Raw genomic sequence first — 14,453 nt, forward strand, 5'->3', positions numbered from 1 at the left:
TCCCTGATCGATCGCGAGCTCTGTCATGCCACACCCTCGATTGCTGCAATAGGTGAGCCATCATCACAGCGTGCGAGCACTTCGAGTTCAATTGCTATTCCGAACGGGAAGCTGGCGGGCGGCGCGCTCACCGGAGGTAGCTAAAAGGAATATCCCTTGTTCTCTCCGTGGTGCCGAAAGAGCGCATGAAATGCGCAGCCCGTCCCGCCGTCGAGCAGGAGGTAAAGCCCCATCACCGCGGGTTTGCCTACGGCATTGTTGTCGGGCGACACCGTGACGATCTTGACGCCGATATGGCCGCCTGCCGACGTGCCGGCCGCAACGGAGAGAACAAGGGATTTAGGTACCTCCGATGAGCGCCGCCCGCCGGCTTCCGTTCGGAATAGCATTCGGAATAGCAATTGAACTCGAAGTGCTCGCACTGTGATGATGGCTCACCTATTGCAGCCATCGACGGTGGCATAACAGAGCTCGCGATCGATCAGGGAGTGGTGGGATGTCGCAAATGTTCGCGTATGATGCCCTCTGGTTGCAGCCTAAAGAATTCACGCAGGATTATCTGGCATCGCTGTGCATCGCATTGGCGCAGATCGATACGGATGCCGTGCAGGAGGCGATACAGATGCTGCGCGCCGTACGCGATGCGGGCGGCACAGTCTTCGTCGCCGGCAACGGCGGCAGCGCAGCGACCGCCTCCCACTGGGTCAATGACCTCGGTAAGGCCACGAAGCGCTCGGGAAGGCAGCCAATCCGGGTCATGGGCCTGACAGACAACGTCTCCTGGATGACGGCGCTCGGCAATGACGAAGGCTACGAGCGTATCTTTGCCGGCCAGATGGAGAACTTCGCCAAGCCGGGTGACGTGCTCATAGTGATTTCAGCCAGCGGGAACTCGCTTAATCTCGTGCGGGCAGTCGAACTCGCTCGCGAAAGGAAGGTAGCCACCATCGGCATTGTCGGTTTTGACGGCGGCACGCTTAAAGAGCTCGTCGATCAGCCAGTATGGGTGCGGTCTGAAAAAGGCACCTACGAACTCGTCGAGGACGCCCACGCCGCGATCTGTCATGCCATCACGCGATACCTCGTCGCCGACCGACCGGAGCGCGGTCAATGAATATTGTCCTGCCGAGCTCTCCCTGCCTGCGAAAGGCAGATGTCGAGGGCCGCACCTACAGCCGGCCGCGCCAGGCGGTCATCCTGGCCGGCGGGCGTGGCACGCGCATGCGGCCGATCACACTCGACCGCCCGAAACCAATGGTGCCGGTGCTCGGCCGCCCTTTTTTGGAATACCAGATCGAACAGCTGCGGCAGGAGGGGTTCGAAAGGGTTCTTCTTCTACTCGGGTATTTGCCCCATGTGGTGATGGACCACTTCGGCGACGGCAGCAGGTTGGGCCTCAGTATCGAATATGCCGTCACCCGTCCCGACGACCTCACCAGCAGCCGGGTATCCAATGCCCGTCACCTCATAGATCCGTGCTTCCTGCTGCTGTATTGTGACAATTACTGGCCGATGCGCATGGAGCGGCTGTGGCAACGCTTCTGTGCGGCCGGCAAGCCTGGAATGATCACGGTCTACAGCAACAAGGACGGCTATTCACGCGGCAGCGTGATCCTTGATGCGGACGACAATGTGACCGTCTTCGACCGGCTCCGCACCACGCCTGGGCTGCAGGGAGTCGAGATCAGCTATGCCATACTGACCGATCTCGCCCTCGAACTCCTGCCCGACGAGGACACCCTCTTCGAGGAGGCCATCTACACGCCGCTCGCGACGCAGCATCGCCTCGCCGGCTTCGTGAGCGAGCACCGCTATTACAGCGTGGGCTCGATCGAGCGTCTACCCGCGACGGAGCGCTTTATGAGACGCGAAAAAACCATGCTCGTAGATAGGGACGGCGTACTCAACTGCAGACCGCCACGGGCTCAATATGTGTGTTCATGGGACCAGTGGGAGTGGGTTCCGGGTGCAAAGCAGGCGTTGGCCCTTCTGAACGAGGCCGGCTACCGCATAGTCATCATCTCGAACCAGGCAGGGATAGCGCGCGGAGCGATGACCGCCGCTGATCTCGAGGCGCTTCACCAGCGCATGTGCGCCGAGTCCGAAGCCGTCGGCGGCAAGATCGCGGAGATCTACCACTGCCCACACGGCTGGGACGACGGCTGCGACTGCCGCAAGCCCAAACCCGGCATGCTGTATCAGGCACAGCGCGACTTTGATCTCGACCTCACACGCACACTCTTTGTCGGCGATGACGATCGTGACCGTCAAGCGGCCGAAGCCGCGGACTGCCTATATGCGCAAGTAAGCGAGCAATGCTCGCTTCTGGACCTCACCCGTCAACTCCTTTCGAAAGCGGAGCAGGGCAGACATGAATGAACCAACACGCGTTCTCGTCACCGGACACAATGGATATCTCGGTTCTGTCATGGTGCCCGTGTTGCAGGCGGCGGGCTATGAGGTGGTCGGGCTGGACATGGGATATTTTCGTGCGTGCACCCTGGGAGCCGACAATACCAGTGTGCCCGAGATCACAAAGGATCTGCGCGCTATCGAACCCCCGGATCTCCAGGGCTTTGACGCGGTGATCCATCTGGCGGCACTCTCGAACGACCCGATCGGAAATCTCAACGCGGATTGGACGAGGCAGATCAATGCGGAAGGGACAGTTCGTCTGGCCACGATGGCCAAGGCGGCCGGCATCCGGCGGTTCCTATTTTCCTCCTCCTGCATCATGTATGGCATGTCGAAAGCCGCCGTCGTCGACGAAACCGCCCCGCTGGCGCCGCAAACAGAGTACGCAAGATCGAAGGCTGTTGCCGAAGAAGCGCTGCGCGCGCTGGCGGACGACCGGTTCTCGCCCGTCTATTGCCGCAACGGCACCGTCTATGGTCTCTCGCCGCGAATGCGCTTCGACACCGTGCTGAACAATTTCATGGGCAGCGCCTGCACAACTGGACACGTCGAAGTCCATAGCGATGGCACGCCATGGCGGCCCGTGGTTCATGTCCAGGATGTCGCGCGCTATTTCAAATTGATGCTGGAGGCGCCGCTACAGGACATCCACAATGAGGCGTTCAACATGGGTGTTGAAAGCCTCAATCTTCAGGTGCGCGAGATAGCGGAGATCGCCGTTGACGCCGTCCCCGGCGCGCAGCTCACAATGACACCGAAGCCGGGCGCGGACCAAAGGACCTACAAGGCGGACTTCAGCAAGTTCTCACGGACTTTCCCGGATTTCGAGTTTCAGTCGACGGCGCGAAAGGGAGCGCAGGAGCTTTACGAGGCGTTCCGCTCGATCGCACTTAGATTTGAAGACTTTACCGACAAGCGCTTCACGCGGCTGCGCTGGCTCGATCATTTGCTCAAGGCGGGGATGCTCGATGATCAGCTGCGCTGGCGAACCGCACAGCCGCGTGTTGCCTAATTTTCATTCCGTTGATTTTCGAGAGGGCAAAATATGGAACAGCTAGACGATACCAAAGCCGTGGGGCGCCGCTCAGGACTGGACCTTCTGACCATCATCGATCGCGCTGCACAGCGTCTACCGTCTCTCGTCCTGACGCGCACTCCTTTGCGCGTCAGTTTTGCTGGCGGCGGTACCGACCTGCCCGATTTCTACAATCTCGATTGCGGCGCGGTCTTCAGCGCGGCAGTGGACAAGTACATCTATGTCACCGTCAAGCGTCACAGCGAGATCTTTAATGAACCCATCCGCTTGAACTATTCACAGACAGAGCAGGTAAACACCATAGGGGAGATCAAGAACAACATCGCTCGCGAATGCCTGCGTTTCCTGGAGATCGAACCGCCGATTTACATCTCGACGGTCGGAGACATGCCTGCCTCGACGGGCATGGGGGGGTCGAGCTCGTTCACGGTGGGACTGCTCAACGCCCTACATGCATTCCGGGGAGAACGTGTCACCCCTGGCCAACTCGCCGAAGAGGCATGTCACATCGAGATGGACATCCTCAAGGAGCCGATTGGCAAGCAGGACCAGTATGCCGCCGCGTTCGGGGGCATGAACCTGTTCCGCTTCCAGCCTGGCGGCGCGGTAACGGTCGAGCCGCAGCGGGTGCGCAATGGCGCCGTCGAACATCTCTTCAGCAACCTGATGATGTTCTGGACATCGCATCAGCGACCGGCCAGTTCCGTGCTGGCAGAGCAGAAGGCGAACACGTCAAGCAATCTCGATACGCTCAGGCGGATGCGGGACGATGCCTTCATGCTTCAGGAGATCTTTTCGGAGCCCGTCATCGACATAGAACGCTTCGGTGCCGTCCTTCACGCAGGGTGGGAGATGAAGCGGAGTTTGGCGTCCCGCGTGAGTAACGCGGCGATCAATGGCCACTACGACCTCGCCAGGGACGCAGGTGCGGAAGGCGGCAAGCTGTGCGGCGCCGGCGGCGGCGGATTCCTTATGTTCGCGGTCAAGCCGGAACGCCGGGAAAGCGTAAGACGCGCACTCTCACACCTAGCCTATGTGCCTATCGGCTATGAAGTCCACGGCTCGCGCCTCTTGCATCCGGCGCAAGTCTGATGCCGTCCCGCGATCGCACAAGCGGACCGCCGGCGCGAGCAACCCTCAGGAGAGCGTCGGAGATGCGACCCGACGTGACACTCATTTGATCAATCGATCTACGATGCTTTTCACAAAGACCGATATTCCCGGCGCCACCCTGGTGGAACTGCAGAAATTCGAAGACGAGCGGGGCTTTTTCGCACGCGGCTGGTGTTCGCGGGAATTTGCCGAGCAGGGGCTTCCGGATCATGTCGTGCAGATGAATATTTCATACAACAGGCACAAGCATACACTGCGCGGCTTCCACTACCAGCTGGCTCCCCATGGCGAGGACAAGATGCTTCGCTGCATACGGGGCAGCCTGTACGACGTGCTGATCGACCTGCGGCCCGAGTCGCCCACCTATAAGCAGCACCTCACTGTGGAACTTTCCGCGGCGAACCAACGGATGCTGGTGATACCGAAGGGCTGCGCGAACGCCTTTCTCACCATTGAGGACCACACCGAGGCCACGTATCTCGTCTCCGAATTCTATGCACCTGCAGCCGAACGCGGTGTTCGTTGGAACGATTCTGCTTTCGCCGTGAAGTGGCCAGTGGATGAGCCGGCGGTGATCTCAGATAAGGACCGAACTTGGCCGGACTACGCCGAATGACCTTTCTCGGCGACGAACTTGCGGGAGCGCTACAGAGGAGACGCAAATGTTCATCGTCGACAGGGAGTTGGAGTTGCTCCAGGCTGAGGGGCGTCCAATTCGCGTGGGTATGGTGGGGGCCGGTTTCATGGCCCGAGGCATCGCGATGCAGATGCTGCGACATGTTCCGGGCATGAAACTCGCAGCCATTTCCAACAGACACGTGGAAAAGGCGCGAGAGGCCTATGCCGCTGCGGGCGCGGACGATGTGACGGAGGCGACCAGCACCAAAGCGCTTGAGGATCTCGTGGCCAGCGGCCGCCGCGCGATCACGGCGGACCCGATGCACATTTGCGAGGCCGAAGGCATCGACATCGTCGTCGAGGCGACAGGCGCGATCGAGTTCGCTGCCCACGTCACAATGCGCGCGATCCGGCACGGCAAGCATGTCGCCCTGATGAATGCCGAACTCGACGGCACGATCGGCCCAATCCTGAAAGTGTATGCCGACCAGGCAGGCGTGGTCCTCACCAATGTGGAGGGGGATCAGCCGGGCGTCATCATGAACCTCTACCGTTGGGTCAGGGGCCTGGGCATACGTCCCGTGCTTTGCGGGAACATCAAGGGCCTGCACGATCCCTACCGAAATCCGACGACCCAGGAGGGATTTGCCAAGAAATGGGGGATGAAGGCCCCGATGGTCACCTCCTTCGCGGACGGCACGAAGATCTCATTCGAGAACGCCATCGTCGCTAACGCCACAGGCATGCTGGTGGCCAAGCGCGGCATGTACGGGCCTGTGGTCGAGCCCGGGACCCCGATCCAGGAGGCGGTCGGCTGGTATCCGCTCAATCAGCTCCTCGAGGGGCCGGGGATAGTTGATTATTGTGTCGGCGCCACGCCCAACCCCGGCGTCTTCGTTCTTGGCACCACAGAGAATGCCGTCGAGAAACACTATCTGTCACTCTACAAGATGGGCCCCGGGCCGCTCTACTGTTTCTATTGGCCTTATCATCTGTGTCATTTCGAGGTGCCCTTCACGGTGGCGAGGGCCGCGATCTTCCGCGATGCTGCGATTGCGCCCCTGGGCGCGCCGACCGTTGACGTGGTGGCCGCCGCCAAGCGGGACCTTAGTGCCGGAGAGATCCTCGATGGCCTCGGACATTACATGACCTATGGCCTCTGCGAGAACGCGCCGACGGTGCACGCCGAGCGGCTTGTGCCGATCGGGCTCGCCGAGGGCTGCCGACTGCTGCGCGACGTCAAGCGCGACGAGGTGCTCGGCTATGACGACATCGAGCTTCCGGTAGGGCGGCTGTGCGACGCGCTGCGCCGGGCGCAGGATCTTGTCTTCTTCGGCAGCTCTGCCGCGTCACCGCAGCGCGAGGTTCTTACAACCGCTTAGTTAGCGGGATGTTCCGCAGACCGAGCCCGAGGAGGTTCGAGATGGCCGAACCGATGGCGCGAACGCTATCCGACTTCCATTACCTGAAGCATGCCGCCGCGCTTTGCCTCCTCTTTGTGGGTACGACTTTCCTGGCCCTTAACCCGGATTGGATCGACAGGCCCCTCGTAAAGGCCATTAACACCGTAGCGAGCAATCAGCCCTTCGCCAGCCGGCTCGCTTTCGGTGCCGTCTACCCAACAACCGAGGGCGCTATAGTTGTGTCCTTGCTTTGGTATTGCTGGTTCGCCCATGACAGGCCGGAATCGAGGGCAAGGCTGGTGAGCGGCGTCTGCGCAGCTGTCCTCGCGGCGCTCGTCGCGCATTTCCTGCAGGGCACTCTGCCGACGACGCCAAAGCCGATTTTTGACGCCGCAGTTGGGCTTCATATCCCGGAGGTTCTGGGCGACGCTGCCGTTCTGCGCTCAGCGCCGTTCGCCGGCAGCCCCGGGTTCCCCAGCGAGCGAGCGGTTCTGTTCGCGGGTTTAGCGATCGCCATTCTTCTCGTTCGCTTCGAACTCGGACTCCTCGCCCTGGCCTGCACCTTGGTGATAGAGCTTGCGCGAGTCTACTTGGGGCTGCATTACCCGACCAATGCTCTGGGTAGTCTCGCCTTGGCCGCGACCCTGGCATGGCTAGCACAAACGCGCCCGAGCCTTGAACTCGGCGCCTTGTTTCTCCGGTGGGAGCGCGGCGCCGCACCAAGCTTCTATCTGTGCAGCTTTCTGGTCTCATACCTTGTTATTGCGTTTCAGGACTTGCGCGAACTTGCCAAAGGGCTTCTCCAGTAGGAACTGGTGTGAAGCCATGCTGAAGGGTTCGCAACAGCGGCGAATTACCACAATGCAACGGATCAAAAAATATGCATGCGGCAGCTGGATAAGGCCCCCCATACGGCTTCCACTGGCCCTATTACCTCTGCCATTTCGAGTACCCACTACGTCGCGCGGCCGCTGTTCAAAAAGCCCGATCGCTCCGCTCGGCGAAGCCCAAGGTCAATTTCGTTCGAACCGCGAAGGCCCGCCCTCCCCTGCGTTCAGCTCCGCAACGAACAGGATCACCACTCCTTCGGCTCCGCAAGTAGCCGGCACGCAGCCCTCGGACAGGGCATCGGCGTAGGGACTCGTGAGCCGGCGATCGCAGCGGGGCGGCTACTTCCTATGCAGCGGGGCGAAGACGTTGGCCGAGCCCAAGGCGACGCTCCCGCAGCATCTGTTACGAACGCCGAGCGATGGGGATTACCTCCTTTTGCTGGAGTGCCTGCCACAATGACACTCTGGTCGCGGGAGGAAATGATGTAGAATTCACAGGGCGATAGCCGCTCCGCGTTGGGCCAGACTGAACCCATCTGGCGCTCTTGTCCATTTTGGACATGGTGAGGAAGGCGCAGTCAAGCGGAACAGCTACTACAAATAAGCCAAAGGCACTATTGATGTACAATCCAGATTGGCTCCGGTATTGTAAGCGCGTTGTAAGAGCGGCCTTAGGCTTCGATCATCTTCTCCGGCCCGAATGCTCTGTTCCTACACAAAAACTCGGCTCCGTATATGGAGGTTGGGTGGTTGCGGTCGAGCCTCTTCTAGGTACTCCATCCCCTATTGTTCTTTCCTTTGGCTTAGGGGACGACATTTCATTTGATCAGGAAATCAGCAAAGTATTCGGCGCAAAGGTCTTTGGGTTTGATCCGACTCCGGCCAGTCTTGACTGGATTGCCGCTCAGGAATTACCCCCCACTGTGCGGATCTACCCCCTGGGAATATCTAATTTCGACGGGGAGCAGACGTTTGCTGTGTCCGAAGATGATACACGCAGCAATTTTTCCACGAAGATGGTTACGGGCAAGAGCATTATCTGCAACGTGAGGCGTTACTCTACTATCCTGGATATGCTCGGACTGGCAACTATCGATGTGCTGAAGCTCGACGTTGAGGGGGCAGAGCACGACGTCCTTCCAGAGGTGCTTGGATCTGATGTCTTACCGAGACAGATTCTCGTCGAGTTTCACCACTGGTGGCACCGCACTCCGGTGGAGCAAACCTACCGAACAGTGGAAGCGATAAAGGGCCAGGGGTACACCCTGTTCCATGTTTCTCCTGCGGGCCACGAATTGTCATTTTTGCTGACGCGATAACAAGCCTTACGAGAACTTTCGACAAGCCGCCGTCGGTGGCGGGGATCGTCGGCAACAAGCGCCCCGACGCCACGCTTGCCAGGTGACCCGAGATGCAGGCTGGACGCGAACGTTTCTCAGCCGGCATGGCCCGCGCTGCACTGGTCAGACGACCCACATGTTCGGCATTGCCGATGGCAGCATGGGCGGCAAGCAGCTCGCGGAGAAGCGGTGGCGCAAGCGCTTGTGAACTGACGGCTCGCGGCAGGGCGGCTACGTCCGACGAGGCTAGCCAAGCAGAAAGGGGACGCACGGGAAGTAGCTGTGACGGGCATTGAGCGGTGGGGATTACCTCCTTTGCCGGCGTGCTTCCCACAATGACACTCTGGTCGAACAAAGCGCTTTCGCCTTTCATTTGAGGAGTGCGGGGGCGGACCGTCGGTCGACGGCGCCACCACAGCCCTCAACGATTGGATGGGGCACGATGACAGATCGCATTGCGCTCATAACTGGTGTGACCGGTCAGGACGGTGCCTACCTTGCCAGACTGCTGCTGGAGAAAGGCTATACTGTCCACGGACTGAAACGCAGATCCTCCTCCTTCAATACCGAACGCATCGACGACATCTACGTCGATCCGCACGAACCGGACGCACGCTTCTTTCTCCACTACGCCGACCTGACCGATGCGACCAATCTCATTCGCATCATTCAGGAGACGCGCCCTACCGAAATCTACAATCTTGCGGCCCAAAGCCATGTCCAGGTAAGCTTCGAGACGCCGGAATATACCGGCAACGCCGATGCCCTTGGCACACTCAGGCTGCTTGAAGCCATACGCATCCTGAAGATGGAAGAGCGGGTGCGCTTTTATCAAGCGTCAACCTCCGAGCTGTTCGGCAAAGTCCAGGAGGTGCCCCAGACGGAGAAGACGCCGTTCTACCCGCGCTCTCCCTATGCGGCGGCCAAACTCTATGCCTATTGGATCACGATCAATTACCGTGAAGCGTACGGAATGTTCGCTTCCAATGGCATACTATTTAATCATGAAGGCCCCACGCGCGGCGAGACGTTTGTGACCCGCAAGATCACACGTGCGGTTGCAGGTATCCAGCGAGGCTTTCAGTCCACCCTCTATCTTGGAAATCTGGACGCGAAACGCGACTGGGGGCATGCTCGCGACTATGTGGAGGGCATGTGGCGGATTCTTCTGCACGCCGAGCCTGACGACTTCGTCCTCGCCACGGGCGAAACCCATTCGGTGCGCGAGTTCGTGGAACGTGCCTTCCGGGCAGTCGGCCGCGTCATCGTCTGGGAAGGTAAGGGGGTGGACGAGATCGGCCGGGATGGCAAGACAGGAGAGATCCTCGTCCGAGTCGACCCACGCCATTTCCGTCCGACGGACGTCGATCTCCTGATGGGAAATCCGGCAAAAGCCCGCTCAAAGCTCGGCTGGTCGCCTAAGACGACGTTCAGCGACCTCGTGGCGGAAATGGTGGCCGCCGATCTCAAACGTCTGGAGCGAGAGAGCTGGCACATGGACAGTAGCGTCTAGAGAGGGCCACCGGTCATGGACTACACTTATCGGCTCGACGCAAAACGGATATTCGTGGCTGGCCACCGCGGCATGGTCGGCTCGACTGTGGCGCGGCGATTGGAGGAGGAAAACTGCGAGGTCCTAATGGCTCCGCGCGACGTTCTCGACCTTCGAAATCAGGACGCCGTGCATCGCTGGATGACAGAAACCAGGCCCGACGCCGTGGTCCTCGCAGCCGCAAAGGTCGGCGGGATTCTCGCCAACGATCGCTATCCGGCCGATTTCCTGCTGCCGCACGCCTGGACCAGCCAGGCTGCGCTCCTCGGCTTCTGACGCCCTCCCTCAAGCATCTAACTCGCAACGCCAACCATCGCTTTGGCAAACACTTGGCTACGGGATTCGCCTGACGGAGACGGATGGCCAAAAGCTAGGTGATTTCGGCGCTCACTGCGGCGTCTCAGCCAAGTGTTGCCCACTACTCGGTGCTAACCTACGGAAATGTCGACGCCATTCTGAGACGGGTGAAAAACCCGGAGATCGAGCAGACTGTATGGTGGGCCCGGAGGATGTGCCGGGAACGTTGATTTCATTGGCTTTCTCGTGGGCCAAAATCAGAACTCTTCCCGTATCGTTCCGTATAGTTCCGCGACAGCCAAACAGTCGAACATAGCGACCCTATTCCTCCCTCGCGCCAACAGCAGCCGATCTTGCCCTCCTGGTGTAACAGGCGGGAGCGTATCGAACACCTCGCCGGCGCGCGATCAGGATACTCATTGATATGCAGCAGCGCGACGTCCGTACAATCGCGCTGCAGGCGCTGCCGCGAATTGTCGATCGATGTCCTGGCCGCGGCAGAGGCATCGTCGGGAGCGATCTTGCGCGTTTCGGGATCGCCGAAATAGCCGACCTTGGTGACGATGATGGCTTCGTGCCTGCCCTTCAACGCCTGCCCGAGGATCAGCTTGGCATTGCCGGCACCATAGGCGGCAGCCGTGTCGGACACAGCGCGCCGCAGTCGGCGCGGTACTGGTTCATTCGGCAGCTTCGGCCTTCGCCGCCGGCGCAATTCGCGCGGCGCAGTATTTGAACTCCGGGATCTTGCCGTAGGGGTCCAGCATCGGATTGGTGAGCGCGTTGGCCGGACTTTCGTTGAAGCAGAACGGCATGAACACCGTGCCGTCGGCGACCTCCCGGTCGGCGCGGAGGATGGCGTCTACCGTCCCGCGCCGGGTCTCGACTGCAATCATCTCCCCTTGGCGCAGGCCATGCCGCTTGATCTCATAAGGATTCATCGCAGCAATGCCGTGTGGCTCGATCGCGTCCAGCACGCCCGCCCGGCGGGTCATGGAGCCGGTGTGCCAATGCTCGAGCAGGCGGCCGGTGGTGAGCACCAGTGGAAACTCTTCATCGGGCACTTCGTCAGGCGGTAGCAAATCGGCCGGCACGATGCGGCCGCGTCCGTCCGCGGTCGGGAATCCGGACGAGAAGATGATCTCATTGCCGGGGTTGTCGGGCCCGTCGGCCGGATAGATCACCGAACCTTCGCGCTCGATGCGGTCCCAGGAGATATGTTTCAAGGACGGCATCACGGCCGCCATTTCCGCATAGACCTCGGAGACATGGTTATAGTTCCAGTCGAGGCCGATGCGACGAGCGAGATCGACAATCAGTTCCCAGTCCTGACGCGCTTCGCCTGGCAGTTCGAGTGCTGGACGCCCAATCTGCACCTGCCGGTTGGTGTTGGTGTATGTGCCGAGCTTTTCGGCATGCGCCGAGGCTGGCAGCACCACATCGGCGTGCCAGGCGGTCTCGGTCAGGAAGATGTCTTGCACCACGAGATGGTCGAGCATGGCGAGCGCTTGCCGGGCATGGGTTTGGTCCGGATCGGACATGGCCGGGTTCTCGCCCAATATGTACATTCATGGATGGCGTCGATGATTTCGACGACCGTCAGGCCCCGTTTCGGGTCCAGCGTCTGGCCCCAAAAGTTCTCGTATGCGCCGCGGATGTCGATGTTCTCGACCGATTTATAGTCGGGGAAATACATCGGGATGAGCCCGGCATCGGACGCGCCCTGCACGTTGTTCTGGCCGCGCAGTGGGTGCAGGCCTGTTCCCGGCCGGCCGACATGCCCGGTGATCAGCGCCAGAGCGATAAGGCAGCGCGCATTATCGGTTCCGTGTGTGTGCTGGGAAATGCCCATGCCCCAAAAGATGATCGACCGTTCGGCGGTCGCGTAGGTGCGGGCGACGTCGCGCAGCACGCTCGCCTCGATGCCGCAGACCTCGGCCATCGCCTCGGGCGAAAAACCTTCACCTTGGCCTTCAGGGCCTCGAATCCGGAAGCGTTGGCCTGGATATACTGCTCGTCGTAGAGCTTTTCCTCGACGATGACGTGGATCAGCGCGTTCAGCATGGCGACGTCGCTGCCAGCCTTGAATCGCAGCGAATGCGACGCATGGCGCATCAGGTCCTGGCCGCGCGGGTCCATGACGATCAGCTTGGCGCCGTGCTTGGCCGCCTGCTTGAAATAGGTCGCGGCGACCGGATGGTTGGTGGTCGGCCGCGCGCCGATGACGATGATGCATTCGGCCTTCAGCGCGTCGTTGAAGGGCGCCGAAACCGCTCCCGAACCGACGCCTTCCATCAGTGCTGCCACTGACGATGCGTGGCAGAGCCGGGTGCAATGGTCGACATTGTTGGTGCCAAAACCCTGGCGCACCAGCTTCTGGAACAGATAAGCCTCTTCGTTCGAGCCTTTTGCCGAGCCGAAACCGGCCAGCGCCTGCCCGCCATGATCCCTGAGGATCGTCTTCAGCCCGCCGGCGGCGCGCGCAAGCGCTTCTTCCCAGGTAGCCTCGCGAAAAACGGTCAGCGGATCGACGCCGCGCATATCGGCATCGCCCGACTTCGGCGCATCGTCGCGGCGGATCAGCGGTTTGGTCAGCCGTTCAGGCGACATCGCATAATCGAAGCCGAAACGACCCTTGACGCAGAGCCGGTTCTCGTTGGCATCTTCCGAGAGCGGCGCAGCCGAGTAGACGCCGAGCCGATGAGGCGCCGGGTTCAGACTGAAGCCGGACCGGCGGGTTCCTGGATCTCGCGGAGGGATGGATCGGCGATCCAGCCCTCGAGCGGATCGAGATGTTCCGGCACGCCGTATCGCTCGCTTCGCATCGTCCACGCCCAGGCCGACTGGATCGCGCAGAAAAGCGCATCGAGCCGATCGCCGCTGGGGTCGTCGGCCAGATCGCGCGGAGCCTCGACTCGTATCGAATGGCTGCGCTCCAGGTCCCCGGCTAAAATCAATGCCAGCATCCGATGGCGCGTCTCCCGCAGGAGAGTGCAAAAATGCTCACCAACAAGGCGGCCCAAATCTCTCTCGCGCCACCCAGCAGCTGCCCGGCGCTGGCCTAGCCGCGCCCATTGCGGCGGTGCCGAGCTGGCTGCGTCGTACCGTTGACCGGCGCTTTTGTGGCCGTCCAGCGCTGCGACCTGCCACGCTCCGTTGGATGCTGGCTCGCGGATGCACTGCTGGCGCAACGGCTAGGCTGGAACCATGCAACATCGCTTCTGGGCGGCGAGGCGGCTTGGCTATGAGTGCCGGTAAGTCCCGCAGGACGGTGACTCTGCGCCGCGCCTGCAGCAGTTCGGACTGGTTTGAAACCTCCCCCTGAAGGCTGATCCGGAGCGGCCCTTCATCATTGCGGCTGTCGTTCGGACTCTCCCGCAACCGGTTGTCCGTGTCGCCGATCTTCGTGGCAGACCACTCTGTGTTCAAGGGCTGGACCGCCACCAGCTCCGGGGCTCGCTCCCTCTCTCCGCCAAACGATCGCGCTTCCTTTGCGCTCCCGCTACAGTGGGTCCGGTACAGCCCCTCGAGTGGAGGATTTCCGCTCCGACTGAAGCGCAGCGTCTGGCGTCGTGGCGTGCGCGCGACAAAATGCGTCTGGCTTGCCGATAGTCCGCGTTTGGTCGCCCAGGAGCGGAGCAGGGTCATAGCTTTCGAGATGCGCGACAGGTTGTCTTGACAACTCGCTCGAGGCAATCGATCTGCCCCCGCCGCCAGCGCTCTACCGCTCCAGCGTCAAGCCAGCCAATCCCGACGAGTACGTCTATGGAACTCATGTCGGGCGAAATGAGAAATTGACCCCCAGACGAAACGAAGAACTGACCCCTCGTTTTTGAGAGGATCAGTAGATGC

The 14,453-nt window shown here is 60.8% G+C and carries 11 protein-coding genes and 3 pseudogenes; 10 read left to right on the forward strand and 4 right to left on the reverse strand.

Annotated elements, in window-relative coordinates:
• Nucleotides 1–197: 197 nt before the first annotated feature.
• Nucleotides 198–320, reverse strand: a pseudogene (locus AC0L14_RS33955) (bifunctional Delta(1)-pyrroline-2-carboxylate/Delta(1)-piperideine-2-carboxylate reductase); the annotation flags it as partial.
• A gap of 176 nt (nucleotides 321–496) precedes the next feature.
• On the opposite strand from AC0L14_RS33955, the gene AC0L14_RS33960 reads away from it, so the two are divergent.
• The 10 genes and pseudogenes from AC0L14_RS33960 to AC0L14_RS34005 form a co-directional block, all read left to right on the forward strand.
• The gene (locus tag AC0L14_RS33960; protein WP_473489150.1) at nucleotides 497–1,114 is read left to right on the forward strand and encodes an SIS domain-containing protein; all 618 of its coding nucleotides are present in this window, start codon (nucleotides 497–499) and stop codon (nucleotides 1,112–1,114) included.
• A complete protein-coding gene (locus AC0L14_RS33965) occupies nucleotides 1,111–2,379 on the forward strand; it encodes an HAD-IIIA family hydrolase (RefSeq protein WP_473752143.1) in 1,269 nt (422 codons plus the stop codon). Before AC0L14_RS33960 ends, AC0L14_RS33965 begins: the two co-directional genes overlap by 4 nt.
• Nucleotides 2,372–3,427 carry an NAD-dependent epimerase/dehydratase family protein gene (locus AC0L14_RS33970; RefSeq protein WP_473529707.1) on the forward strand — a complete coding sequence of 352 codons (1,056 nt, stop codon included), beginning with the start codon at nucleotides 2,372–2,374 and terminating at the stop codon, nucleotides 3,425–3,427. Before AC0L14_RS33965 ends, AC0L14_RS33970 begins: the two co-directional genes overlap by 8 nt.
• Before the next feature lie 33 nt (nucleotides 3,428–3,460).
• Nucleotides 3,461–4,543, forward strand: a complete 1,083-nt coding sequence (locus AC0L14_RS33975; RefSeq protein WP_123147937.1) for a GHMP family kinase ATP-binding protein — start codon at nucleotides 3,461–3,463, stop codon at nucleotides 4,541–4,543.
• 103 nt (nucleotides 4,544–4,646) lie between these two features.
• Nucleotides 4,647–5,180, forward strand: a complete 534-nt coding sequence (rfbC, locus tag AC0L14_RS33980; RefSeq protein ID WP_352963810.1) for a dTDP-4-dehydrorhamnose 3,5-epimerase — start codon at nucleotides 4,647–4,649, stop codon at nucleotides 5,178–5,180.
• Nucleotides 5,181–5,226: 46 nt separating this feature from the next.
• Nucleotides 5,227–6,564, forward strand: a complete 1,338-nt coding sequence (locus tag AC0L14_RS33985) for an NAD(P)H-dependent oxidoreductase (protein WP_473529706.1) — start codon at nucleotides 5,227–5,229, stop codon at nucleotides 6,562–6,564.
• A gap of 41 nt (nucleotides 6,565–6,605) precedes the next feature.
• A complete protein-coding gene (locus tag AC0L14_RS33990; RefSeq protein WP_473752144.1) occupies nucleotides 6,606–7,394 on the forward strand; it encodes a hypothetical protein in 789 nt (262 codons plus the stop codon).
• 767 nt (nucleotides 7,395–8,161) lie between these two features.
• A complete protein-coding gene (locus AC0L14_RS33995) occupies nucleotides 8,162–8,734 on the forward strand; it encodes an FkbM family methyltransferase (protein ID WP_473489156.1) in 573 nt (190 codons plus the stop codon).
• A gap of 463 nt (nucleotides 8,735–9,197) precedes the next feature.
• A complete protein-coding gene (gene gmd / locus AC0L14_RS34000) occupies nucleotides 9,198–10,268 on the forward strand; it encodes a GDP-mannose 4,6-dehydratase (RefSeq protein ID WP_473489157.1) in 1,071 nt (356 codons plus the stop codon).
• A 15-nt stretch (nucleotides 10,269–10,283) separates the two neighbouring features.
• Nucleotides 10,284–10,538 (forward strand): annotated as a pseudogene (locus tag AC0L14_RS34005) (NAD-dependent epimerase/dehydratase family protein); the annotation flags it as partial.
• 298 nt (nucleotides 10,539–10,836) lie between these two features.
• Here AC0L14_RS34005 and AC0L14_RS34010 read toward each other — a convergent pair.
• The 3 genes and pseudogenes from AC0L14_RS34010 to AC0L14_RS34020 form a co-directional block, all read right to left on the reverse strand.
• Nucleotides 10,837–11,253 carry an aldo/keto reductase gene (locus AC0L14_RS34010; RefSeq protein WP_473752145.1) on the reverse strand — a complete coding sequence of 139 codons (417 nt, stop codon included), beginning with the start codon at nucleotides 11,251–11,253 and terminating at the stop codon, nucleotides 10,837–10,839.
• A 28-nt stretch (nucleotides 11,254–11,281) separates the two neighbouring features.
• Nucleotides 11,282–13,262: pseudogene (locus AC0L14_RS34015) on the reverse strand (molybdopterin oxidoreductase family protein); the annotation flags it as partial.
• A gap of 53 nt (nucleotides 13,263–13,315) precedes the next feature.
• Nucleotides 13,316–13,624 (reverse strand): hypothetical protein, encoded by a 309-nt coding sequence (locus tag AC0L14_RS34020; protein WP_473752146.1) that lies wholly within the window; start codon nucleotides 13,622–13,624, stop codon nucleotides 13,316–13,318.
• Nucleotides 13,625–14,453: the final 829 nt, after the last annotated feature.

This window comes from Mesorhizobium sp. WSM4841, assembly GCF_055811515.1.

Excerpts from the sequence above, each read along its gene's own strand:
- AC0L14_RS33960 (WP_473489150.1), top strand. The coding sequence starts at position 497 with ATGTCGCAAATGTTCGCGTATGATGCCCTCTGGTTGCAGCCTAAAGAA.
- AC0L14_RS33965 (WP_473752143.1), top strand. The coding sequence starts at position 1,111 with ATGAATATTGTCCTGCCGAGCTCTCCCTGCCTGCGAAAGGCAGATGTC.
- AC0L14_RS33970 (WP_473529707.1), top strand. The coding sequence starts at position 2,372 with ATGAATGAACCAACACGCGTTCTCGTCACCGGACACAATGGATATCTC.
- AC0L14_RS33975 (WP_123147937.1), top strand. The coding sequence starts at position 3,461 with ATGGAACAGCTAGACGATACCAAAGCCGTGGGGCGCCGCTCAGGACTG.
- rfbC (WP_352963810.1), top strand. The coding sequence starts at position 4,647 with ATGCTTTTCACAAAGACCGATATTCCCGGCGCCACCCTGGTGGAACTG.
- AC0L14_RS33985 (WP_473529706.1), top strand. The coding sequence starts at position 5,227 with ATGTTCATCGTCGACAGGGAGTTGGAGTTGCTCCAGGCTGAGGGGCGT.
- AC0L14_RS33990 (WP_473752144.1), top strand. The coding sequence starts at position 6,606 with ATGGCCGAACCGATGGCGCGAACGCTATCCGACTTCCATTACCTGAAG.
- gmd (WP_473489157.1), top strand. The coding sequence starts at position 9,198 with ATGACAGATCGCATTGCGCTCATAACTGGTGTGACCGGTCAGGACGGT.